General features: G+C 56.5%; 18 protein-coding genes and 3 pseudogenes. 19 read left to right on the top strand and 2 right to left on the bottom strand.

Annotated elements, in window-relative coordinates; all coding sequences use genetic code 11:
- The first annotated feature begins 4 nt into the window (after nt 1-4).
- The 14 genes and pseudogenes from B0E42_RS04340 to B0E42_RS04275 all read left to right on the top strand — a co-directional run bounded on the left by B0E42_RS04340 (nt 5) and on the right by B0E42_RS04275 (nt 13508).
- Nucleotides 5-1123, top strand: a complete 1119-nt coding sequence (locus tag B0E42_RS04340; RefSeq protein ID WP_053178539.1) for a glycosyltransferase family 4 protein — start codon at nt 5-7, stop codon at nt 1121-1123.
- A complete protein-coding gene (gene wecB / locus B0E42_RS04335) occupies nt 1124-2215 on the top strand; it encodes a non-hydrolyzing UDP-N-acetylglucosamine 2-epimerase (RefSeq protein WP_053178540.1) in 1092 nt (363 codons plus the stop codon).
- Entirely contained in the window at nt 2212-3438 is a 1227-nt protein-coding gene (locus tag B0E42_RS04330; RefSeq protein WP_018602992.1) for a glycosyltransferase family 4 protein, read from the top strand. Before wecB ends, B0E42_RS04330 begins: the two co-directional genes overlap by 4 nt.
- Nucleotides 3435-4028, top strand: coding sequence for a sugar transferase (locus B0E42_RS04325; RefSeq protein WP_053178541.1), 594 nt, complete (start codon nt 3435-3437; stop codon nt 4026-4028). Before B0E42_RS04330 ends, B0E42_RS04325 begins: the two co-directional genes overlap by 4 nt.
- Complete coding sequence (locus B0E42_RS04320) at nt 4025-4642, top strand: acetyltransferase (RefSeq protein ID WP_018602996.1); 618 nt, start codon at nt 4025-4027, stop codon at nt 4640-4642. The genes B0E42_RS04325 and B0E42_RS04320 overlap by 4 nt, the downstream gene beginning before the upstream one ends.
- A gap of 86 nt (nt 4643-4728) precedes the next feature.
- Nucleotides 4729-5907, top strand: a complete 1179-nt coding sequence (locus tag B0E42_RS04315) for a DegT/DnrJ/EryC1/StrS aminotransferase family protein (RefSeq protein WP_018602998.1) — start codon at nt 4729-4731, stop codon at nt 5905-5907.
- A 146-nt stretch (nt 5908-6053) separates the two neighbouring features.
- A pseudogene (locus tag B0E42_RS04310) lies at nt 6054-6546 on the top strand (polysaccharide biosynthesis protein); the annotation flags it as partial.
- A 136-nt stretch (nt 6547-6682) separates the two neighbouring features.
- Nucleotides 6683-7861 (top strand): O-antigen ligase domain-containing protein, encoded by a 1179-nt coding sequence (locus B0E42_RS29705; RefSeq protein ID WP_139353095.1) that lies wholly within the window; start codon nt 6683-6685, stop codon nt 7859-7861.
- A gap of 669 nt (nt 7862-8530) precedes the next feature.
- A complete protein-coding gene (locus tag B0E42_RS04300; RefSeq protein WP_139353094.1) occupies nt 8531-9244 on the top strand; it encodes a hypothetical protein in 714 nt (237 codons plus the stop codon).
- A 141-nt stretch (nt 9245-9385) separates the two neighbouring features.
- A pseudogene (locus tag B0E42_RS04295) lies at nt 9386-9717 on the top strand (glycosyl transferase); the annotation flags it as partial.
- A 158-nt stretch (nt 9718-9875) separates the two neighbouring features.
- Complete coding sequence (locus B0E42_RS04290; RefSeq protein WP_053178562.1) at nt 9876-11870, top strand: nucleoside-diphosphate sugar epimerase/dehydratase; 1995 nt, start codon at nt 9876-9878, stop codon at nt 11868-11870.
- A gap of 114 nt (nt 11871-11984) precedes the next feature.
- Nucleotides 11985-12320 (top strand): helix-hairpin-helix domain-containing protein, encoded by a 336-nt coding sequence (locus B0E42_RS04285; RefSeq protein ID WP_077505813.1) that lies wholly within the window; start codon nt 11985-11987, stop codon nt 12318-12320.
- A 123-nt stretch (nt 12321-12443) separates the two neighbouring features.
- A pseudogene (locus B0E42_RS04280) lies at nt 12444-12641 on the top strand (GntR family transcriptional regulator); the annotation flags it as partial.
- Between the two features lie 15 nt (nt 12642-12656).
- A complete protein-coding gene (locus B0E42_RS04275; protein ID WP_053186682.1) occupies nt 12657-13508 on the top strand; it encodes a DUF1989 domain-containing protein in 852 nt (283 codons plus the stop codon).
- A 166-nt stretch (nt 13509-13674) separates the two neighbouring features.
- Here the strand turns inward: B0E42_RS04275 and B0E42_RS04270 are convergent, their stop codons facing one another.
- Together B0E42_RS04270 and eat are read right to left on the bottom strand one after the other, a co-directional pair.
- Nucleotides 13675-13842, bottom strand: a complete 168-nt coding sequence (locus B0E42_RS04270; RefSeq protein ID WP_014337248.1) for a DUF2897 family protein — start codon at nt 13840-13842, stop codon at nt 13675-13677.
- A gap of 121 nt (nt 13843-13963) precedes the next feature.
- On the bottom strand, nt 13964-15328 hold the full coding sequence (gene eat / locus B0E42_RS04265) for an ethanolamine permease (RefSeq protein ID WP_077505811.1): 1365 nt from the start codon (nt 15326-15328) through the stop codon (nt 13964-13966).
- A gap of 395 nt (nt 15329-15723) precedes the next feature.
- On the opposite strand from eat, the gene kdpF reads away from it, so the two are divergent.
- From kdpF to B0E42_RS04235, 5 genes are all read left to right on the top strand, one after another.
- Nucleotides 15724-15813 carry a K(+)-transporting ATPase subunit F gene (gene kdpF, locus B0E42_RS04260; protein ID WP_033033323.1) on the top strand — a complete coding sequence of 30 codons (90 nt, stop codon included), beginning with the start codon at nt 15724-15726 and terminating at the stop codon, nt 15811-15813.
- Between the two features lie 8 nt (nt 15814-15821).
- The gene (gene kdpA, locus B0E42_RS04255) at nt 15822-17516 is read left to right on the top strand and encodes a potassium-transporting ATPase subunit KdpA (RefSeq protein ID WP_077505809.1); all 1695 of its coding nucleotides are present in this window, start codon (nt 15822-15824) and stop codon (nt 17514-17516) included.
- A 10-nt stretch (nt 17517-17526) separates the two neighbouring features.
- Nucleotides 17527-19581: a potassium-transporting ATPase subunit KdpB gene (gene kdpB, locus B0E42_RS04250; RefSeq protein ID WP_053178549.1), complete on the top strand. Its 2055-nt coding sequence runs from the start codon at nt 17527-17529 to the stop codon at nt 19579-19581.
- Between the two features lie 156 nt (nt 19582-19737).
- Nucleotides 19738-20283: a potassium-transporting ATPase subunit KdpC gene (gene kdpC, locus B0E42_RS04245; RefSeq protein WP_077505807.1), complete on the top strand. Its 546-nt coding sequence runs from the start codon at nt 19738-19740 to the stop codon at nt 20281-20283.
- 312 nt (nt 20284-20595) lie between these two features.
- Nucleotides 20596-23090, top strand: a 2495-nt coding sequence (locus B0E42_RS04235) for a sensor histidine kinase KdpD (RefSeq protein WP_077505803.1), incomplete at its 3' end; no start/stop codon positions are given.

Here is a 23090-nt window from a genome sequence, read left to right as displayed (position 1 = left end):
TAACATGGCTAGAATTGCTCATGTGTCATCCGTCCACTCTCGTTACGATGTTCGTATCTTTCAAAAGCAATGCAGAACTCTTGTCAAAGAAGGGCATGAGGTATATTTTCTTGTTGCGGACGGCAAAGGTGATGAGGTCAAGGAAGGCGTTACTTTTATCGATGTTGGGAAGTTGCAGGGGCGCCTAAATAGAATATTTAAGACGACCAAAATCATTCGCAAAAGAGCAGCGGAACTTAATGCTGATGTCTATCATTTGCACGATCCTGAGCTCATCCCCGCCGGGCTGAAATTGAAAGCGCTTGGAAAGAAGGTGATTTTCGACGCGCATGAAGATGTTCCCAAGCAGATATTGGGTAAGCCTTATTTAAATAAGGTTTCAAGGGTCCTTATATCGAAAATTTTCTCTGCTTACGAAACATGGGCATGTCGAAAGCTTGATGCAGTTTTGGCGGCGACCCCCTACATACGCGATAAATTTTCGGCTATCGGTGTTCGCGCACTTGACATCAATAACTATCCTATTATAGGGGAGCTGTCTGGTGGCAAGGTAGACTGGTCAAATAAAAAAGCGCAAGTCGTTTATATTGGCGGGCTTGGAGAGATTCGCGGTATTCGGGAGATCGTCCAAGCGATAGGGTTAGCCTCGCCCAGTGTATCCCTTTCAATCGGCGGCGTTTTCACTGAGTCTGCCTTTGAGTCGGCAGTTAAGACTGAGCCAGGATGGCGCAAGGTTATCCATCTCGGATGGCTGGATCGTCAAGGTGTTAAAGAGATACTCGATGGTTCAGTGGCGGGCCTCGTGACACTTCATCCTACCCCGAACTATTTGGATGCATTGCCAGTAAAGATGTTCGAGTATATGGCTGTTGGATTACCAGTGATTGCCTCTAACTTCACTCTCTGGCGAAATATCATTAACTCCAGTAAGTGTGGCGTTTGTGTTGACCCATTAAACGCTCAGGAAATAGCCAGGACAATCGACTATCTGGTCGCGCACCCTGCGGAAGCGGAGGAGATGGGTCGGAATGGCCAGCGAGCTGTTCTTGAAAAATATAACTGGGGCGTCGAGGCAAAAAAGCTTTGCCTATTCTACTCCGATTTGTTAGAGGTTAAGCAGTAAATGAAGATTTTGACAATAATTGGAGCGCGCCCCCAGTTTATCAAGGCAAGTGTCGTTTCTCATTTTATTTCCACGCTGCCGGGAATCGAAGAAATTGTCGTTCATACGGGTCAACATTTTGACTTTAATATGTCTGATGTATTCTTCCATGAACTGGGTATGAGTGCGCCGACCTATCATCTAGATGTTCATGGTGGTAGTCACGGTGATATGACTGGGCGGATGCTGATTGAAGTTGAAAAGGTTTTGCTTCTCGAGCGCCCTGATATTGTACTTGTGTACGGCGACACCAACTCCACATTAGCGGGAGCGTTGGCCGCCGTGAAGTTGCATATTCCCGTCGCGCATGTGGAAGCCGGGCTGCGGTCTTTCAATATTGCTATGCCTGAGGAAGTGAACCGTATCCTGACCGATAGGGTTTCTCGTTGGATGTTTACCCCTACCGTGACGGCGGCAGAGCATCTAACAAAAGAAGGTGTAAATAGAGCCAACATAATTCCAGTCGGAGACGTCATGTATGACGTCGCGAAGTTCCATGGCAGACGTGTTGACGCCAGCGGGCGCGTAATGTCTAAACTCGGCCTCAAAGAAGCTGGCTTTGTACTGGCGACAGTTCATCGGGCAGAAAATACCGATGATCCGGCTCGGCTTACCTCGATCGTCGAAGCATTCCGTGACCTGTCTACCGATTTGCCGATCGTGTGGCCAGTGCATCCACGTACCAGAGCGGTTTTGGAGAAACGTGGGCAATTGGATGATATACCTCAGAATCTGCACCTGATCGACCCAGTTGGTTATTTGGATATGGTTCAGCTCGAGAAGCATGCCGCACTCATTGCCACTGACTCCGGCGGAGTTCAGAAAGAGGCGTTCTTCTATGGCGTCCCCTGCGTCACGTTACGGGATGAAACTGAGTGGATAGAATTGGTCGAATCCGGATGGAATCGCCTGGTATCACCGAAGTCGTCGCAAGAAGTTGCAGCAGCTATTCGTGCAGCGGTGGGCACTAAGGGTCAAGCTGTCCAGCCTTACGGTGACGGCAATGCCGCAGAACTGATCGTACGACGCCTTGTAGAGGATCTTTCGGCATGAAGAATGTCTGGATTCTTAACCACTACGCGCAAGAGCCAGGTGGTGCAGGTGGCACGCGTCACTATCAACTGGCGAAGAACTTACCTGCTCATGGTTGGAGGGCTTCGATTATTGCGGCCAGTGTAGAGCATCAGTCTGGCCGACAGCGTCTTGAAGTTTCTCAAGCCTCCAGACTTGATGAATATGCCGGCATTCCGTTTCTATGGCTAAAAACGTCTGAGTACAAGGGCAATGGTACCGCGCGGATGCGCAACATGCTCGAATACTCTTGGCAGGTTGTTAGGCCAGGCAGGCTTTCCGCACTGAACAAACCTGATGTCATCATTGGATCTAGCGTTCATCCCTTTGCGGCAGCCGCTGGAGCCATGCTTGCTTGGCGATATAAAGTTCCTTTCGTATTCGAAGTGCGGGACCTATGGCCGGAAACGCTGATCGATATGGGGCGGTTAGAGCGCAAAAGTATAATTGCTCGTTCGCTTCGCGTATTGGAAAAGTGGCTCTACAAACGTGCCAAGCGGATTGTCGTATTGCTGCCTAAGGCGCATGAATACATCGTCCCTATGGGAATCGATCCAAAGAAGATTGTTTGGATTCCAAACGGGGTCGATCTTGAAGATTTTCCTCGCCCTGAGGAAAAGGCCGTTGGTGATGAGTTCACGCTGATGTACTTTGGGGCTCATGGCTCAGCCAATGGGCTCGATAATGTGTTGCGCGCGCAAAAAATCATCGAAGCCGATCCTGAAATGTCGCATGTTAAACTGCGAATTATTGGCAACGGGCCGTGCAAGGTAGACTTGCTTAACCTGTCCAGTGAGTTGGGCCTTAGGCGTGTAAGTTTCGAAGACCCTGTTCCTAAACGGCAAATTCCGGCACTGGCCGCGGAAGCGGATGCCTTTGTTTTCAATCTAATCAATGCACCAGTGTTCAAGTATGGGATCAGCTCGAACAAATTGTTCGATTTCATGGCGGGCCAGCGTCCAGTTCTTTTTTGCTGCGATGCAGGTAATAACCCCATAGAAGATTCTGGTGCCGGATATACGGTTGAGCCAGGTAATCCCAAGGCGCTGGCTGAGGCGATTGTCAGAGTGTCTAGGCTTTCAAGCGCCGAGCGGGTAAAGATGGGGCGTGCGGGGCGCCACTACGTCGAAATCGAGCATGGTTTCGATAAGCTTGCCAGAAACCTGGCACAGTGCCTCGACGAAGCATGTGAGCCCACCAGATGAAGAGAGTAATTGACTTCGTCGGTGCCCTGGTGGGCTTGATCGTTCTGTCCCCGGTAATAGTTATCGTGGCAATCCTGATCAAGCGCCGGTTAGGGGGACCAGTGTTATTCCGACAGGTTCGTCCCGGGCGTGGTGGAAAGCCTTTTGAAATGGTCAAATTCCGTACCATGCGTGATGCATATAGTCGCGATGGCGCACCATTGCCTGATGTGCTACGGATGACTCCATTTGGCAGTTTCCTACGCTCCAGCAGCCTGGATGAATTACCGGAGCTTTGGAATGTGCTTAAAGGCGAGATGAGTCTAGTAGGGCCTAGGCCGTTGTTAATGGAGTATCTGCCGCTCTATAACACGCGCCAGTACCTTCGACACCAGGTCCGGCCAGGCGTTACGGGTTGGGCCCAAATCAATGGGCGTAACGCACTGGGCTGGCCAGAAAAATTCGAACTAGATGTGTGGTATGTCGAGAATCGCTCCCTATGGCTAGATTTGAAAATTATCGCTCTGACGATCAAGAAAGTCGTAAAAAAAGACGGTATCAGCGCTAGTGGAGAAGCCACTATGTCCAAATTTACGGGCAACCAGGAATGAAAAAGCTTGCAATACTTGGCGCAAGTGGTCATGGCAAAGTAGTCGCCGATACTGCTGAGTGTTGTGGCTGGTCAGATATTGTTTTCTTTGATGATGCATGGCCTTCACGAACCACCAATGGTCCCTGGGAGGTGGTGGGCACAGGCAGCGAGTTGTTTGAGCGTATCGGTGAATTCGAGGGTGTTGTTGTCGCTATTGGCAATAACAATATTCGCCAACAGAAGCTTATCGCACTCATTCAGCGAGGAGCTGTTGTGGTGACGCTCATTCATCCTGCAGCTCATGTCAGCCGCCACGCCAGTGTGGCTGCGGGTACAGTGATTTTTGCAGGGGCTGTAGTGAATGCCGGCTCCAGCGTGGGGTTGGGCGGGATTCTAAACACCGGATGCAGTGTCGATCACGATTGCGTTCTGGCAGAAGCCGTTCATATCAGCCCAGGTGCTCGGCTTGCCGGTGGGGTCGAGGTGGGTGATCGCGCATGGGTAGGAATAGGCGCTTGCGTAAAGCAGCTGGTAGTACTCGGCGCTGATGTATTGGTTGGTGCGGGGGCGGCAGTCGTGGCTGATGTTGTAGGAGGCTGCATAGTGGTAGGCGTTCCTGCGCGGGTCTTATAGAATTCCATCCATTTGGTGATGCGGCGGTAGACCCTGTTTTAAGCCCGTTTGCATTCTTGCCAGTTTGACGAATCAGGATTAGTTCAATGCTGAATACCCCCTTTTCTCCGTGGCCATCTTTCTCTGAAGAGGAGGCAAACTGCGCTCGCGACATCATTCTGTCCAACAAGGTAAACTATTGGACCGGGCAGGAGTGCCGCCAATTTGAGCGAGAGTTCGCCGATTGGGCTGAGACTGATTATGCGGTCGCAGTGGCCAATGGTACGGTAGCGCTCGACTTGGCGCTTCTGGCACTGGGTATTGGCGCTGGTGATGAAGTGATTGTGACTTCCCGAACCTTTTTGGCCTCTGTTTCCAGCATCATTAACGCTGGCGCCATCCCTGTGTTCGCGGATGTAAATGCGGACTCACAGAATATTGATGCGTCAACCGTCAAGTCAGTTCTGTCTCCTCGTACCAAAGCCATCATCTGCGTTCATCTTGCCGGATGGCCTTGTGATATGGACCCCATCATGGCCCTGGCGACCGAGCACGGGATCCGAGTAATTGAAGACTGTGCACAGGCGCATGGGGCCCGATACAAGGGCAAGGCGATCGGGTCGATAGGTCATATCGGTGCTTGGTCGTTCTGTCAGGACAAGATAATGACCACTGCCGGTGAAGGTGGCATGGTTACGACGAATGATCGTGAACTTTGGCTCAAGATGTGGTCGTTCAAGGATCATGGAAAGAGCTGGGAAGCCGTGTATGAGCGACAGCATGCCCCAGGATTCCGTTGGCTGCACGAGAGCTTCGGCACCAACTGGAGAATGCTGGAGGTACAAGGCGGGATTGGCAGGATTCAGCTGAAACGGATGCCTCAGTGGCACCAGTCGCGGTTGGCTAACGCTCGCCGTATCTGGGATTGCGCCAAGGCTTTGCCGGGGTTGCGTGTTCCTGAGACTCCCAACGATATCGTGCATGCAGCGTATAAGTGTTATGTCTTCGTAGAATTAGATCAACTCGCAGAAGGGTGGGATCGGGACCGGATTCTTAGCGAGATCGGCGCCTGCGGCGTGCCTTGCTTTTCGGGTTCATGCTCAGAGGTCTATCTGGAGAAGGCTTTCGACAATACCCCGTGGCGACCCGAGGAGAGCTTGTCAGTGGCAGCGCGACTCGGAGAAACAAGTCTGATGTTCTTGGTTCATCCAACGCTGACGGACGCCGAAATGGCCAAGACTTGCGAAGTGTTGGCAAGGGTCATGCACGACGCCGCTGGGAAATGAAATCCTGGGTGATAACTAGCGCATGAAAACATGTGATACCGCCCAAGTTCGACTTCTTTGGTCAGATTGCACCGGCCAGGCAGGACGAATGCATGAAATGCAATTGGAAGGGGGCTGGTTTGGGGCGGAGTCAGGAGAGTAAGTGGATGCCGGATAGGCTTCGTACGGGAATGCTGCGGCTCCCACTCCAAGTAGTGACGGACGGGGTGCTGGTCTGGCTTGCCCTCTGGCTTGCGTTCATCGTACGTCTTGGTGTAGATGAAATCTATGGGCCATTGTCTACTCACTACTGGTTATTCTTGGCAGCCCCCATCATCGCTATACCCATTTTTATTCGTTTCGGCATGTACCGCGCTGTCATGCGCTATTTTGGAAATGATGCGCTTATTGCTATCTGTAAAGCGGTGTCACTGTCATCACTTATATTGGCATTGGTCGTCTATTGGCATAGCAATCATACTGCGTTTTTTCCTCGTTCAATTGTATTTAATTACTGGTGGTTAAGCCTGATGTTGATCGGCGGGCTACGTCTGATAGAGCGTCAGTACTTTCTGGGCGACTGGTTTGCAGCCAGTCTGCATGTACCGTTTACCAGTCGTGACCTTGCCAAAGGTCGCAATTTATGATGCTGGAGCGGCCGTTAGCTAAGGGTATAGAGAACAACTTTGACGCAAGCGTTGTGTGAGGATGGTTCGGGCGCTTGGCCATGACTTAGACTTCGCGCACAGGTATCATTCGCCAGGATATGTTGGATACGCACAGGCATGTATAACTAATGATTATTAAGCTGCCCCTTTTAAAGATTTCACAATATTTGTTTGCCTTGTTGTTTCCAGGTACCATTCTTTATTATGTTGCTGTTACAAGTCATATTATACCTCCTCTTGCGGGTGGATACTTCGGTGTGATTTGCGCTTTGTCATTGCTCATACTGTTTCCGTTAAGCGTTTGGGACGTGCTGCGAAGGGGTAGAATGGAGCTCGTAGAGTTTTCATATACACTATTTTTATTTTTTTTCACCGCAATTGTCATCTGGAATGGGGTGTTTGGTGGTTCTAGTGTTATGGCTTGGCATTTGGTTTCAGTTCTGCAAAGTTTGGCGGTGTTTACATTGTGTAAAAGAGTATTCTCGCATTCGGTAGAAGGCTCTCGCGTTATTTTTCTTTGTTGGTTGGCAGCTTCTATATGTATACTTACATTTACCCTGGATGGCCGATTCATACTCCGTGGAATGGCCGATGACGTTGGTCAGATCCCTAGCTATCAGACGTTTGCGCTTTGCTATTTCATTGCAACAGTATTTATTGTTAGGTCCGCAACAAGTCGACAGCTACGCATGGGTGTTCATATTGTTGCGTTAGCCTGTCTATACATCAACTCCGCCAGAAGTGAGTTTGCCGGATACGTTTTTTTTGCCTTGTTGTTGGAGTTTCTTTCTTGTAGGAAGAAGTTCACGCCGATCATTATTGGCGCAATGGTTATAGGTTTGTCTTCTATTATGCTGACTACTGGTGGTATTAGCATTCCAGAAAGCAGAGTCGCAACTTTGGTTAACTTGCAGGAAGATAATTCGAATAATGAGCGAGATAGAATGGCTCGCGAAGGCATGGAGAAAATATTTAATAGCCCTATAGTTGGCGCGTACGGCGAATACGAAGAGGGCGGATACATCCATAATGTAATGTCGGTATGGCAAGAAACAGGTATCGTTGGTGGGGTATTCTTCGCTCTGTTGGCTTTCCTTCCGTTCATTCAAGGGTGTGTGAATTATAGTTTTAGAGGCTCAACGCACCAATCAAATATTGCTATTTCATTGCTCGCAACATCAATACTGCTTTTGATTGTAGGGAAATATTTTACATATTTGATGCTTCCTGCGGCGTTGGCTATCTACGCATCCTCTAAACCTGTGAATCTCCATGATCAAGCGAGTCTAGACTCTGTACGAAAATAGCTCTCGTGATTACCGCAGAGAGCATGCCAGTTAAACCATCGAAAAGCTATGTCGCGATGGTATGCTACCTGCGGTCCTTGCGGCAGCTATTTTCGTTAAAGGCGAGATCCTAATAGAATGAATTTTCAGTTTCGCAAGTGCATCTATACCAAGTGCCAATGGCATAGAAGGGCTGATGAACAGGGCATGGGCGACCGATGAATCGTAGAGACTTTCTTATTTCTGCAGGAGTGGTCGCCGCTTTTTCGGCGATTCCTTTCATTCGTAGATTAAACCCATCAGCACCACTTACGATTCAGAACGCGTATAGCTTATGGTACAACCGACCTGCAGTAGCAGAGCTTACTGGCGGATTTTGTTTCGGCTATATTACCTCAGGTGGGGAGGTCTCTGTCGCAGAAATAACGGATGACCTATTGGTTCGTAGAGTCAATGTAATGGCCCGTTTCGAAGGCGCGAGTGATCATGGATCGCCTGCCTTGATCAGAATTCCGAGTGGACAATTTGAGGGGCATATACTAGCTTGCTTCAGTAATCACACTTCTCCATTGTATTGTATGCGAACTAAGCGTCCTGAAAACATTGGTGAGTGGGAAGATATCCGTGTATTGGATACCGGACGATCAACTTATGCGTCTGTCGGGGCTACCCGATGGGCGAATAATCCTCATGCATACACTACAAGAGCGCATCGGGAATAGCAGCGCGGGTGAGTGGCGCAGGACGGTTGCAAGATTCAGTGATGATGGCGGGGAGACTTGGTCTACGCCTTTGCAGATTGCAGGCTACGGGGCAGGAACCTTCCCATATTCGACCCCTTTGGCATCATCGTCTGATGGGCGCTGCGCGATGTCATATGCCATTTACAGGTCGGAACATAAGCGTCACGAAGGACTGTCGGTAGTCATTTCGGAAGATGCCTTCCTTTCGAGGATTGAGATTCCCATAAACTTGGGTGATGATCAAATTTACGACACCATCCCTTATGAAACGAGGTGGGTAGAAGATAACAATGTCGCAGTGTCATATAGTCAAATGAGCCAAGACGGCACGCGCGGAGTCGGCAAGATTGCTTTTGTCGACGTCGAGAATCGATCAGTTAAGTCAGTCGTCACGCTGACTGAGGCAGCTGTCCACACGTACGCAGGCGGTGCCGCACTTGATGGGAGCGGCTCGTTCGCAATCAGCTCGCCTCCTGCTGGTGGCCTGGTCATACAGGGCATTCGTAACGGGAGTTCGCGAGCTATTATCGAGCGGGGAAGCTTCTCATCGCCATGGATTTTCACGTTGCAAGGAAAGCCCATGATTTCCGCGCTGAAAAATCCGTCCATAGAGACGACTCGGCGCTTCTCTTCAGAGCTTTTCATTATGCCCCTGGCGTAGCGTAGGGCATCGCTCGGGCGGTTTAGGTCTAAAAAATCCTGGGCGAACCTCAGGGGGTTCGCCCTCCGCCTATCCTGCGCCTTGCCTACCATCAGGAGCCCATCATCATGATGTGACCCAACACCAGCGTCGAAATAGTGTTTTCTCGGCATTGTCCTGGGCTTGTTGTCGCTACAGGCGGCTTGGGTGTCATCCAGGTGGCTTTGGGTCTGGTTGATCCGCCGGGTGTCTTTATTGTCGATGCAATCGTTACTTTATTACGACGCCTGCTGCGAGGCGGAAAAATCTACGAGGCTCATCGTAGCCATGCTTATCAGTTTGCCTCCCGCCAATATGGTCGGCATTTGCCAGTGACGTTGGCGGTGGTGGCGATTAATATGTTCTGGTTGTTGCCGCTGGCGGCATGTGTCGTATTGTGGAATGTGAATGGAATGTTAGCTTTAATCATTGCCTACGTGCCTTTGTACTGCTAGCCGTCAGATTGATTTCATGCTGGCGAGCTTGAGAAGGCCTGGTTTAAAGGTAAGAAAGTCGCGTTTTTGTTTAATCGGTTGTCCAACGGTCGATGATGGAGCCGCGTTTATCAGGAATGGATTGGGTTTAGGAGTTGACCGAGGTGCGTGAAGGGTTTATGGATAAATTAAGAACAGCGTTGCTGGGACTGCCACGACGCCACAAGCGCGCGATCCAGGTGGCTATGGACGTCCTTCTCGTATGGCTCGCTTTGTGGCTGGCGTTTGTTGTTCGGCTGGGCGTCGACGCATTGACTGCCCCGATCGAGACGCACCTTTGGCTTTTTTCATCCGCTCCGATGATCGCAATTCCGATCTTCATCCGCTTCGGGATGTATCGTGCCGTCATGCGTTATTTCGGTAACGATGCGCTGATTACCATCTGTAAGGCGGTCAGCCTTTCGGCCTTGTTACTGGCGCTTGTCGTGTATTGGTACAGCAATCACACCAACGTGGTCCCACGCTCCATCATCTTCAATTACTGGTGGCTCAGCCTGATCATGATTGGCGGGATGCGCCTGATGATGCGGCAATATTTCCTCGGTGACTGGTTCACCGCCGCCCAGCATGTGCCCTTCACCAACCGTGACGACGGCTTACCCAAAGTCGCTATATACGGTGCCGGTGCTGCAGGTAACCAGCTCGTGGCCGCGCTACGCATGGGGCGGGTGATGCGTCCGGTCGCGTTCATCGATGATGATCGCAGTATTGCAGACCGGGTGATTGCCGGGCTGCAGGTCTACCAACCCGAACATATTCAAAGGATGATCGATGCGACCGGTGCCCAGGAGATTTTACTGGCGATCCCTTCGTCGTCACGAGGTCGTCGGCGGGAAATATTGACGTTGTTGGAAGGTTTCCCGCTACATGTGCGCAGTGTTCCAGGCTTCATGGACTTGGCGAGTGGCCGGGTCAAGGTGGACGACATCCAGGAAGTGGATATTGCGGATCTTCTCGGGCGTGATCCTGTGCCTGCACAGGCTGACTTACTTGAGCATTGCATCGCAGGGCAGTCGGTATTGGTTACCGGGGCGGGTGGCTCGATCGGTTCTGAACTTTGTCGACAAATCCTGTCACTTAAACCGACAACGCTGCTGCTGTTCGAGCACAGTGAGTTTAATCTCTACAGTATTCTGTCTGAACTTGAACCGCGAATCGCTCGGGAATCATTGTCTGTTCGTTTGCTGCCCATCCTGGGGTCGGTACGGGATCAGGCCAAGTTGCTGGATGTAATGAAGAGCTGGAATGTCGACACGGTCTATCACGCCGCCGCTTATAAGCATGTGCCGATGGTGGAGCACAATATTGCCGAAGGTGTCCTGAACAACGTGATCGGGACGTTGAACACCGCGCAAGCCGCGTTGCAGGCCGGTGTATCGAATTTTGTGCTGATCTCCACTGACAAGGCCGTGCGTCCCACCAATGTGATGGGCAGCACCAAGCGCCTTGCAGAACTGACCTTGCAGGCCCTGAGCCGTGAATTGGCGCCAGTGCTGTTCGGCGATACGGCCAATGTCTCGCGAGTTAATAAAACCCGTTTCACCATGGTCAGGTTCGGCAACGTCCTGGGTTCGTCTGGGTCGGTTATTCCGCTGTTCCATAAGCAGATCAAGTCCGGCGGCCCATTAACCGTTACGCATCCCAAGATCACGCGTTACTTCATGACCATTCCCGAGGCCGCACAGTTGGTGATTCAGGCGGGCTCCATGGGCTTGGGCGGCGATGTGTTCGTGTTGGACATGGGCGAGCCGGTGAAGATTGTCGAGCTGGCAGAGAAGATGATTCATCTGTCTGGCTTGAGTGTTCGTTCGGAAAAGAATCCTCATGGCGACATTGCAGTCGAGTTCACAGGCCTGCGCCCTGGCGAGAAACTTTACGAGGAATTGCTAATTGGCGATAACGTTGTCGCGACCTCGCATCCGATGATCATGAGCGCCAACGAAGATCATCTGCCGTGGGATGTGCTCAAGGCCAGCTTGGCTGAGTTGCTGGTTGCCATCGAGCACGATGATTATGCGAGGGTCCGCCAGCTGCTTCGGGACACGGTCAGTGGTTACGCTCCGGATGGCGAGATTGTCGACTGGATTTACCAGCAACGCCGTCTCGAACCCTGATTGTTACATACGTTGTAACGTACACATTTTTGACAGCGACACCTCATCGCCTAAGTTTGAGAAGCAGCTTCGGAAAAGCTGCTTCTTTCTTAACGATGTCATGGAGCGTCACTTATGCGTACAGGCTATTTCTACTCTCTGGTTTTTGCCTTTCTCACCAGCGCCTCGATTGCTGCTATCGCTGCCCCAGTGGTCAAACTCGACTCGGTCGCTACGCCGCAAGCAGTGGAGCAGCCAGCCAAAACGCAGAGCGCCAAGGTGGACTTAAACGGGGCGGATGCTGCCACGTTGCAGCGCGAGCTGTCAGGGATAGGGAAGGGCAAGGCCGAGGCGATTGTTGCGTATCGGGAGAATAATGGGCCGTTCTCTTCGGTGGAGGAGTTGCTGGAGGTCAAGGGGATCGGCAAGGCGATTCTCGACAGGAACCGTGACAAGCTGGAAGTGAATTGAGTTTGTGATTGAAGGAGGCCGGTCGAATTGACTGGCCTTTTTGCTGTCTGGCGGGTGCAAATTTTCGACGCATTCTGGAAACCTCTACCGTTGGCATAAATAATGACTATCTGTGAGTGATCCATGGCACAACTGTGCCTAGTGTTTGGCTCCGCGCCCGATGAGGCGCGTTTCCAAGCGCCGTCGTTAGCGCGTGACCGCTATATCCACCATTGCCTGGCCGAGGGCGACAAGCTTGCGGCCCACGAAGCCATGAGCCTTTACCTCGACGATTCCGAGCAACTGCTTCTACAACTGCTAACGCCCACCCATCACCACTGATCAAGGACCCGCGCCATGTACAAAGACTACCCAGCCGCCTACCAGGTCAGCAAAGGGTCAGCCCTGCAAGTGGACAAACCCTTCTACGACCGCATCCGTACCCAGCAGGACAAACGCACCTTGATCGAACAGTTCGAGGTACCCATCCGCACCGGCCGCGCTTGGCACGTACCTGCCGGTCATGTGTTTCGCGTCACGACGCCGGTGGGCCCGCAGGTAGGGGACTTCAACGTCTGGAGCGCCCACGATCCGCGGGAGCGTCTGTGGGCGGCGCGCACGCGTCAGCTTCAGGGTGCCCATGTCAGCACCCATGATCGGTTGTGGTCGAACCTGCCATTCCTGCGGCCCTTGGTGACCATCACCGATGACAGCCTGGCTGGCTACGGTATCGACGAGCATGGTGGACGGCTGCATGATCTGCTGGGCACGCGCTGTGATCCGTATGTGAACAAGATGCTGACGGGGGAGGACTTCCATCATCACTGCCATTCGAACCTGACGCGTGCGGTGTTACCTCACGGCCTGACGGAGTTCGATGTGCACGACGTGCTGAACATTTTCCAGTGCACGGGGCTCAATCATGACGATATGTACTTCATGAAGGCCTGTCCGGCGCAGAAGGGCGATTACCTGGAGTTTTTTGCCGAGATTGATCTGTTGTGCGCCCTGTCCACCTGCCCGGGTGGTGACTTGTCGCTGGCGATGTGGGGGCCGGATGCGCAGGATCCCCTTAGCGTCTGCCGCCCGCTGGGGGTTGAGATCTATCGGTTGGAGGATTCATTGCTGGAGGGCTGGAGCCAGCCTGAGCGTGCGGCGTACAAGGGGTTGCATGGCTTGCATATCGCCAAGGCGGATTGGGAGAAGTGATGCAGCAGGCGCTGGCTTTGTAGGAGCTGGCGAAGCCTGCGATCTTTTGATCTTCGCTCCAGACTCAATTGATAGGAGAAAGATCGCAGCCTCGTTGCACTCGACAGCTCCTACAGACCCAGCGGGAGCAAGCTCCCTCGCCACAAAAGCGCTGAGTAGTTAGGTGTCAACGATCCTTGGCTTCCTTCGCATCCATTTCCGCATTGCGTTCGGCAACGCGCTTGCGTTGCTCATCGGTCAACTCGACCTTATGGGCGGTGTCGCGCAGCATCATCAGACCACCCACGATCGAGCCGATTGCAACAATCAGAATCAACCAGGCATACCAGGGCATAGGGTTCTCCTTGAGGGGGGCGATGGACGGACGAACATTTCGCCGATCCATCGCACCTACCACTTATGAGCGAAGGTTGTTCGCAGTGGTTCAATACTACGCCCGTTCGGTCGGCTTCACCTCAAAGCCCGGTCAGCATCGCATCGGCGGGAGCGTCTGCACGCAGTTGTGCGGTGAGGATGAAGTAGACAAAACCCACTGCCATGAAGCCGAGGAAGATCAGCCCGATCAGCGCGTTGAACCAGGCCATTGCCACCAGGCATACCACTGCCAGTACCAGGGCGATGCCCGGCACGATCGGATAGCCCGGTGCGCGGAAAGTACGTTCCAGGTTGGGTTCGGTTTTGCGCAACTTGAACAGGCTGAGCATGCTCATGATATACATGACGATGGCGCCGAACACGGCCATGGTGATCATCGCCGCGGTCAGGGTCATGCCGCCGAGGTTGATCAGGCCGTCGCTGTAGATCGCCGCGATGCCGATCAGTCCACCAGCGATGATGGCCCGGTGCGGGGTCTGGAAGCCTGACAGTTTGGCCAGGGAGGCGGGCAGGTAGCCGGCGCGGGCCAGGGCGAAGAACTGCCGCGAGTAGCCAAGGATGATGCCGTGGAAACTCGCCACCAGGCCGAACAAGCCGATCCACACCAGCATGTGCAGCCAGCCGGAGCTTTCGCCAACCACGGTTTTCATGGCTTGGGGCAGGGGATCGTTGATGTTCGACAGGGTGCGCCAGTCGCCGACGCCGCCGGCAAAGAACATCACGCCCATCGCCAGGATTACCAGGGTCAGGATGCCGCTGATGTAAGCCTTGGGAATCGTGCGTTTCGGATCCTTGGCTTCTTCGGCGGCCATGGCCGCGCCTTCGATGGCCAGGAAGAACCAGATGGCGAAGGGAATTGCGGCGAACATGCCGGCAATGGCTGGTGCGCCGAATACATCGGAACCGGCCCAGCCGTTCAGCGCAAAGCTGCTGAAACTGAACGCCGGGGCCACGACGCCCATGAACACCAGCAGTTCGGCTACCGCCAATACGCAGACAATCAGCTCGAATGTCGCGGCCAGCTTGACCCCGAGGATGTTCAGGCCCATGAACACGATATAGGCGCCGACCGCTGCGTGTTTCGGATCCAGCGCCGGGAATTGCACGTTCAGGTAGGCGCCAATGGCCAGGGCAATGGCCGGCGGGGCGAAGACGAATTCGATCAGCGTCGCCAGCCCGGCGATCAACCCGCCTTTTTCGCCGAAGGCCCGACGGCTGTAGGCAAACGGCCCGCCGGCATGGGGAATGGCGGTGGTCAGTTCGGTGAAGCTGAAAATGAAGCAGGTGTACATGGCCGCGACCATGAATGACGTCACCAGAAAGCCCAGCGTCCCGGCCACGCCCCAGCCGTAGCTCCAGCCGAAATACTCGCCGGAAATCACCAGGCCGACGGCAATACCCCATAAATGCAGGGTGCCCAGGGTGGGTTTGAGTTGTGTGTTCATCGGTGGCTCCCCTCGATCCATAGCAAAAGCGCTGGGGAGGGGCAGTGCAGTGGGCGTGCCAGTGTGGCGAGGGCGGTCGTAATGGGTGAAATCGTGTCGTATCGGGGATGTTCGCTGCCGGATGGCTGGGTTTTGTGCCCCAGTTGAGGGCGAGGTTGCCTGTTCTGGCGTCATCGCGAGCAGGCTCGCTCCCACAGGGGATCCTCAGTGGGCACGGATTCCGTATACACAACAGAACCATTGTGGGAGCGAGCCTGCTCGCGATGACGCCAGCCCAGCCAACATTTTTTACAGATTCTTTATCCCCCAGTCCGGCTCTCGATCTCGTTCCTTTACAGCCTCCCTGCCGACAATCACTCCACACACGGCACGACGCCGTACCACGGAGAAATCCCATGAATGTTCTGGATGGGGTGTCGCTGCTGCTGGCAGTGGCGCTGTTCATTTATCTGCTGGTTGCGCTGTTGCGCGCCGATCGGAACTAGGAGCGGCTATGCACGGTTATGACTACGGGCTGATCCTCGGCTTTTTCGCCCTGGTGCTGATTCCGGCACCGTTTCTGGGGCGTTTTTACTACCGGGTGATGGAAGGCCAGCGCACTTGGCTTTCACCGATCCTCGGTCCGGTGGAGCGCGGTTGCTATCGCCTGGCCGGTGTCGACTCCGCCGCTGAGCAGAGCTGGCAGAAATACACCCTGGCCTTGCTCGCGTTCAACCTGGCGGGTTTTGTCTTGCTGTTCGCCATTCTGCTGCTGCAGGGATATTTGCCCCTCAATACCGAGCAACTGCCCGGCATGGAGTGGACCCAGGCTTTCAACACGGCCGTGAGTTTCACGACCAACACCAACTGGCAGTCCTACAGCGGTGAAGCGTCCCTGAGCTACCTGAGCCAGATGGTCGGCCTGACCGTGCAGAACTTTGTCAGCGCCGCCACCGGCCTGGCCGTGCTCGTGGCGCTGTGTCGCGGCATCGGGCGCAAGTCCGCTGCGACGCTGGGTAATTTCTGGGTCGACATGACCCGCGCCACCCTCTATGGGCTGTTGCCGCTGTGCCTGCTGCTGGCATTGTTCCTGGTCTGGCAGGGCGTGCCGCAGACCTTTGCGCACTATGTGCACGGGGTCACGCTGCAGGGCGTCGATCAGGTTATCCCGTTGGGGCCGGCCGCCAGCCAGATCGCGATCAAGCAACTGGGCACCAACGGTGGCGGTTTCTTCGGCGTCAACTCGGCGCATCCGTTCGAAAACCCGACGGCCTGGAGCAACCTGTTCGAAGTCGCTTCGATCATCCTGATTCCCGCCGCGTTGGTGTTCACCTTCGGCCATTACGTCAAGGACCTGCGCCAGAGCCGGGCGATCATCGCCTGCATGCTTGCCCTGTTCCTGATTGGCGGCGCCACGTCACTGTGGGCCGAATACCAGCCCAACCCGGCCCTGAACAACCCGGTCGTCGAGCAAACCGCGCCGCTGGAAGGCAAGGAAGCGCGCTTCGGCACCACCGCCACGGTGCTGTGGTCGGTGACCACCACGGCGGCTTCCAACGGCTCGGTCAACGCCATGCATGACAGCCTCAACCCGCTCAGTGGCATGGTGTCGCTGGTAAACATGATGGTCGGCGAGGTGATCTTCGGCGGCGTCGGGGCCGGGCTCTACGGGATGCTGTTGAACGTGCTGATCGCGGTGTTCCTGGCTGGTTTGATGATCGGTCGCACCCCGGAATACCTGGGCAAGAAGCTCGGCGCCCGGGAAGTGCAACTGTTGGTGGCAACCCTGCTGGTGATGCCCGTGAGTGTGTTGGTGCTGGGTGCCGTCGCCGCAAGCCTGCCCGGGCCGGCCGCAGCGGTGAGCAATCCGGGTGCCCATGGTTTCAGCCAGTTGTTGTACGCCTACACCTCGGCGGGGGCGAACAACGGTTCGGCATTCGCCGGGTTCGGCGCCAACACACCTTTCCACAACCTGATGCTGGGCCTGGGCATGTTGATCGGTCGGTTCGGCTACATCCTGCCGGTGCTGGCGTTGGCCGGTAGTTTGGCCTTGAAGAAGACCGCGCCGATTGGCCAGAACAGTTTTCCCACCCACGGCCCGCTGTTCGTGACCTTGTTGACCGTGACCATCCTGCTGGTGGGCGGCTTGACCTTCCTGCCGACCCTGGCGCTGGGGCCGATTGCCGAACACCTGAGCATGGGCTTCTGAGGACCTGATGATGAATATGCCGATGAGCAAAACCGTCGCCGCCAAGGCACCGGAACAACCGAAGACCCACCTGTCGGCCCTGTGGCGGCCGGCGCTGGTGCAAGCCTTCGTCAAGCTCGATCCACGCCAGTTGCACCGCGCGCCGGTGATGCTGGTGGTGGAACTGACCGCGATCCTCACCACCGTGCTGTGTTTCATTCCCGACAACGCCGTGCCGACCTTTGTGGCTGCGCAAATCGCGTTGTGGCTGTGGTTCACCGTACTGTTCGCCAACTTCGCCGAAGCCTTGGCCGAAGGCCGCGGCAAGGCCCGGGCCGACAGTCTCAAGGCTGGCAGCGAAGGCCTCAACGCACGTCGCCAGACCGCCAGCGGCTTTGAAATCATCCCCGCCACCCGTCTGCGCAAAGGCGATGTGGTGCGCGTCGAGGCCGGCGACATGATCCCCGGCGACGGTGAAGTGATCGAAGGCATCGCCGCGGTCAACGAGGCGGCGATCACCGGTGAATCGGCACCGGTCATCCGCGAGTCCGGCGGTGATCGCTCGGCCGTCACCGGCAATACGCGCCTGGTCTCCGACTGGTTGCTGATACGCATCACCAGCAATCCCGGCGAGTCCACCCTGGACCGCATGATCGCCTTGGTCGAAGGCGCCAAGCGCCAGAAAACGCCGAACGAGGTGGCGCTGGATATCCTGTTGATCGGCCTGACGCTGATCTTCCTGTTGGTGGTGGTGACGCTGCAACCGTTCGCCCATTTCGCCAACGCCAGTCTGCCGCTGGTGTTTCTGGTGGCGCTGCTGGTCACCTTGATTCCCACCACCATCGGCGGGCTGCTGTCGGCCATCGGCATCGCCGGGATGGATCGGTTGGTGCGCCTGAACGTGATCGCCAAATCCGGCCGTGCGGTCGAGGCGGCGGGGGATGTGCATGTGCTGATGCTGGACAAGACCGGCACCATCACCTTTGGCAATCGTCGCTGTACAGCGGTCTATGCCGCCCCCGGTGTGAGTGCCAAGGAACTGGCCGAAGGGGCGCTGTTCGCCTCATTGGCTGACGAGACGGCCGAGGGCAAGTCCATCGTCGAGTACCTGCGAGGTTTGCATCCACAGCCCGAGCCTGGCGTCGAAGCGCTGACGGTCGTGCCGTTCAGTGCTGAAACCCGTTTGTCCGGGGTCGACTATCAGGGCCGCATCTACCGCAAGGGCGCCGTGGACTCGTTGCTGGATTTCATCGGCTTTGTACGCAATGAGTTGCCATCGGCACTGGCGCGGGAGGTCGACAAGATCGCCCAAAGTGGGGGCACGCCATTGCTGGTATGTGTGGACGGCAAGCTGCTCGGCGCTATCCATCTCAAGGACGTGGTCAAGCCCGGCATTCGTGAGCGCTTTGCCGAGCTGCGCAAGCTGGGGATCCGCACGGTGATGGTCACCGGCGACAACCCGCTGACCGCCGCGGCGATTGCCGCCGAGGCCGGTGTCGACGACGTGCTGGCGGAGGCCACGCCGGAGAAGAAGCTGGCGCGTATCCGTCACGAGCAAAATGACGGTCGGCTGGTGGCCATGTGCGGCGACGGCGCCAACGACGCCCCGGCCCTGGCCCAGGCCGATGTCGGCATGGCGATGAACGACGGCACCCAGGCCGCGCGGGAGGCGGCCAACATGGTCGACCTCGACAGCGACCCGACCAAACTGCTGGACGTGGTGCAGATCGGCAAGGAACTGCTGGTGACCCGTGGGGCGCTGACCACCTTTTCCATCGCCAATGACATCGCCAAGTACTTCGCGATTCTGCCAGCACTGTTCGCCTCGATTTATCCACAGCTCGGCGTGTTGAACGTGATGCACCTGAGCAGCCCGCAGAGCGCGATCCTGTCGGCCATCGTCTTCAACGCCTTGATCATCGTCGTACTGATCCCCCTGGCCTTGCGCGGCGTGCGAGTGCACGCGGCAAGTGCGGCGGCGTTGTTGCGGCGCAATCTGTTGATCTATGGCCTGGGCGGGATCGTGGTGCCGTTCGTGGGGATCAAGGCGATCGATATGTTGCTGACGGCGTTGCACCTGGTTTGAGTTCACTATTTGTGGGAGCAAGGCTTGCCCGCGATGAACGATGACGCGGTCTTGCCTGGAATCTAAGTGTCTGCATCGCGAGCAAGCTTTGCTCCCACAAGGTAATTCCCCAAGGTTTTGTTTGCACAGGATTTACTTCAATTCGAGGATTTTGAAATGTCCACTCTGATTCGCCCGGCCTTGAGCCTGTTATTCCTGATGACCCTGATCACCGGTGTTGCGTACCCGCTGGTGGTCACCGGCGTGGCGCAAGTCGCCTTTCCCACCCAGGCCAATGGCAGTTTGGTTGTCGATGCCGCCGGCAAAGTCCGTGGCTCGACGCTGATCGCCCAGGATTTCACTGGCGATGCCTGGTTTCATCCACGGCCATCGGCCGGTGCCTTCGCCACGGTCGCTAGCGGTGCCAGCAACTTTTCCCCGAGCAATCCGGCCCTGGCCACCCGAGTGATCGATGACGCTCACAAACGCCTGGTACCCGGCCAGGGCCCGGTGCCGCTGGCATTGCTGACCACCTCCGCCAGCGGGCTGGATCCGCACTTGCCTCCCGCGGCGATTGCCTATCAACTGGCGCGTGTCGCCGCCGCGCGCAACCTGCCGGCCTCGACCTTGCAGCAACTGCTTGATGACAACACTGAGCAATCCTTGGTGGGCCCGCCAGTGGTGAATGTACTGGCGCTGAACCTGGCCCTGGAAAAACTGTAAAACCTGTGGGAGTAGCGCCTGTGGGAGCAAAGCCTGTGGGAGCCGGACCTGTGGGAGCAAAGCCTGTGGGAGCTGGACCTGTGGGAGCAAAGCCTGTGGGAGCCGGACCTGTGGGAGCAAAGCTTGCTCGCGATCAAGGCGACACGGTTCAACTGATGAACCGCGTAATCGTTCATCGCGAGCAAGCTTTGCTCCCACAGGTCCAGCTCCCATAAGCTTTGCTCCTACAGGTCCAGTTCCCATAAGCTTTGCTCCCACAGGTCCGACTCCCCACAGGGTGTTTGATCAATATTTGAAAGAGATTTCCACGCCATGAGCGACTCCGGCCGCGCCGACGCACTGTTAGCCAATCTGCCCCGCAACGACCGTGGTCGACTCAAGGTCTTTCTTGGCGCGGCCCCAGGTGTGGGCAAGACCTACGCCATGCTGCAAGCGGCCCACACCCAACTGCGTCAAGGCGTGAAGGTCGTCGCCGGAGTGGTGGAGACTCACGGTCGAAGCGAAACCGAAGCGCTGCTCGGCGGCCTGGCGCAGCAGCCGTTGGTGCGCTCGGAATATCGCGGTGTGATGCTTGAGGAAATGGACCTCGACGGCCTGCTCGCCGCCCGGCCGACCCTGGTCCTGGTGGACGAACTGGCCCACAGCAACGCGCCTGGCAGTCGCCATGCCAAGCGCTGGCAGGACATTCAGGAGCTGCTCACGGCTGGCATCGATGTCTACACCACCGTCAATGTCCAGCACCTGGAAAGTCTTAACGACCAAGTGCGCGGCATCACCGGTGTGCAGGTGCGCGAGACGTTGCCGGATTGGGTCCTGCAGGAGGCCGATGAACTGCTGCTGATCGACCTGCCACCGCGTGAGCTGCTGGAGCGCCTGCGCGATGGCAAGGTCTACGTGCCGGAACAGGCCCGGGCGGCGATCGATGCGTTTTTCACCCAGACCAACCTCACCGCGTTGCGTGAGCTGGCCATGCAGACCGCCGCCGCCCAGGTCGACAACGACCTGACCCAGGGCTATCGACAACTGGGCCAGGCCGCGCCCGCGGTACGTGGACGCTTGCTGGTGGGGGTGGACGGTGACGTGCAGGCTGAACGCCTGGTGCGCCATGCCAGCCGCGTTGCACAGCGTCGGCATCTGCCGTGGAGCCTGGTGCATGTGGACAACGGTAGCGCCCGTGATGAGCCCTCGCGCCAGCGCCTGCAGAATGCCCAGCAACTGGCCGAACGCCTCGGGGGTGAAGTGGTGCTGCTGCGGGCCGGCGAAGTGGCCAGGACGCTGATCCAGCATGCCAGCGAGCGTCGCGCCACGCTGGTGCTGGTGGGCCAGTCCCGGCCACGTCTGCGCCGACGGCTGTTTGGCGGTGGCCTCGCGTCGCGCCTGCTGCGCGATGCTCGGGGTCTGGAAATCAACGTGCTGGACAGCGATGAGCAACCGCGTCCCGCACGCGTGCACTCAAGCGCCGTCCAGACCGGTTTCGATTATGTGCTGGCGCTGCTGGCGACCGTGGCGGCCAGTGCATTGGCTTGGGGAATCTCGGGGTGGTTGGCGTTGCCCAATATCTCCCTGGTGTTCCTGATGGCGGTGCTGCTGGTGGCGGTTCGCAGCAGCCTCGGCCCGGCGCTGGCCTGCGCGGCGATGTCGTTCCTGGCCTATGACTTCCTGTTCATCCCACCGACGTTTTCCTTCACCATCCAGCGCGAAGAAGACGTGCTGACGTTGGTGTTTTTCCTGCTCATGGCCGCCCTGACTGGCAACCTTGCCGCTCGTCAGCGTCGCCAGTTGCAGGCCCTGCGCGACACCCAGCAGGAAACCGGCGAGTTGCTCGACCTGTCCCGCAAACTCACGGCCGCCACTGACCGCCAGGCGGTGATCAGCGCCGCCGCGCAGCACCTCAACGGTTGGCACGACTTGCAACTGTGCCTGCTCAACCGCGACGGCCAGAGTGGTTGGAAAGTCGAGAGCGGTGAGCCGTTGACGTTCACCGAGGCCGAGCGCGCGGCGGCCGACTGGTCCTGGCAGCATGATCAGCCGGCCGGCGCGGGCACCGGGACATTGCCTTCCGGGCGATGGTGGTGGTGGCCGTTGTCGGCGGAGGGCGGGCCGCTGGCCTTGCTGGGCGTATGCCCGAAAGAAGGCAAGCCGTTGAGTGGCCAGCGTCGGCGTTTGCTGGCGGCCCTCAGTCAACCATTGGCCCAGGCGCTGGCCCGGGCGCAACTGGCCCAGGATCTGGAAGCGGCGCGCCTGCACGGTGAAACCGAGCAACTGCGCAGCGCCTTGCTGGCTTCAGTGTCCCACGATCTGCGCACACCGCTGACCGCCATGCGCGGCAGCATCGACAGCCTGTTGGCGCTGGGGGAGGCGATCCCACTGGCCGATCGCCGTGAACTGCTCGAAGGCACCCGCGATGAGGCCGAGCGGCTGGATCGCTACATCCAGAACCTGCTGGACATGACCCGTCTCGGTCACGGTGCCCTGAAGCTGGCGCGGGACTGGGTAGCACCGGCCGACATCGTCGGCAGCGCGCTGAACCGCCTGCGGGCGGTGTTGGCACCGCTGGCGCTCAGTGTCGAGGTGCCCGCTGAATTACCCTTGCTCTATGTTCATGCGGCGTTGATCGAACAGGCCCTGGTGAACGTGCTGGAGAACGCTGCGCGATTTTCGCCGGCCCAAGGGCGGCTGTTGCTGAGCGCCGGGGCGACCGACAGCGAAGTGTTTTTTGCCGTGGCCGACGAGGGGCCTGGGATCCCTGAAGAGGAGCGGGCGAAAATCTTTGATATGTTTTATACCGCCGCGCGCGGTGATCGGGG

Source organism: Pseudomonas sp. A25(2017) (genome assembly GCF_002001065.1).
GTDB lineage: Bacteria > Pseudomonadota > Gammaproteobacteria > Pseudomonadales > Pseudomonadaceae > Aquipseudomonas > Aquipseudomonas kilonensis.
Note: the sequence above shows the minus strand (reverse complement) of the source record. Positions and strands in the feature narration are given on the sequence as shown.

What these genes read in the sequence shown, in the direction of transcription:
- B0E42_RS04315 (WP_018602998.1), top strand. Translation starts at nt 4,729, where the DNA reads ATGCTGAATACCCCCTTTTCTCCGTGGCCATCTTTCTCTGAAGAGGAG.
- wecB (WP_053178540.1), top strand. Translation starts at nt 1,124, where the DNA reads ATGAAGATTTTGACAATAATTGGAGCGCGCCCCCAGTTTATCAAGGCA.
- B0E42_RS04320 (WP_018602996.1), top strand. Translation starts at nt 4,025, where the DNA reads ATGAAAAAGCTTGCAATACTTGGCGCAAGTGGTCATGGCAAAGTAGTC.
- eat (WP_077505811.1), bottom strand. Translation starts at nt 15,328, where the DNA reads ATGAACACACAACTCAAACCCACCCTGGGCACCCTGCATTTATGGGGT.
- B0E42_RS29705 (WP_139353095.1), top strand. Translation starts at nt 6,683, where the DNA reads ATGATTATTAAGCTGCCCCTTTTAAAGATTTCACAATATTTGTTTGCC.
- B0E42_RS04270 (WP_014337248.1), bottom strand. Translation starts at nt 13,842, where the DNA reads ATGCCCTGGTATGCCTGGTTGATTCTGATTGTTGCAATCGGCTCGATC.
- kdpA (WP_077505809.1), top strand. Translation starts at nt 15,822, where the DNA reads ATGCACGGTTATGACTACGGGCTGATCCTCGGCTTTTTCGCCCTGGTG.
- kdpC (WP_077505807.1), top strand. Translation starts at nt 19,738, where the DNA reads ATGTCCACTCTGATTCGCCCGGCCTTGAGCCTGTTATTCCTGATGACC.
- B0E42_RS04275 (WP_053186682.1), top strand. Translation starts at nt 12,657, where the DNA reads ATGTACAAAGACTACCCAGCCGCCTACCAGGTCAGCAAAGGGTCAGCC.
- B0E42_RS04325 (WP_053178541.1), top strand. Translation starts at nt 3,435, where the DNA reads ATGAAGAGAGTAATTGACTTCGTCGGTGCCCTGGTGGGCTTGATCGTT.
- B0E42_RS04290 (WP_053178562.1), top strand. Translation starts at nt 9,876, where the DNA reads ATGGATAAATTAAGAACAGCGTTGCTGGGACTGCCACGACGCCACAAG.
- kdpB (WP_053178549.1), top strand. Translation starts at nt 17,527, where the DNA reads ATGAATATGCCGATGAGCAAAACCGTCGCCGCCAAGGCACCGGAACAA.
- B0E42_RS04285 (WP_077505813.1), top strand. Translation starts at nt 11,985, where the DNA reads ATGCGTACAGGCTATTTCTACTCTCTGGTTTTTGCCTTTCTCACCAGC.
- kdpF (WP_033033323.1), top strand. Translation starts at nt 15,724, where the DNA reads ATGAATGTTCTGGATGGGGTGTCGCTGCTGCTGGCAGTGGCGCTGTTC.
- B0E42_RS04300 (WP_139353094.1), top strand. Translation starts at nt 8,531, where the DNA reads ATGCATACACTACAAGAGCGCATCGGGAATAGCAGCGCGGGTGAGTGG.
- B0E42_RS04340 (WP_053178539.1), top strand. Translation starts at nt 5, where the DNA reads ATGGCTAGAATTGCTCATGTGTCATCCGTCCACTCTCGTTACGATGTT.
- B0E42_RS04330 (WP_018602992.1), top strand. Translation starts at nt 2,212, where the DNA reads ATGAAGAATGTCTGGATTCTTAACCACTACGCGCAAGAGCCAGGTGGT.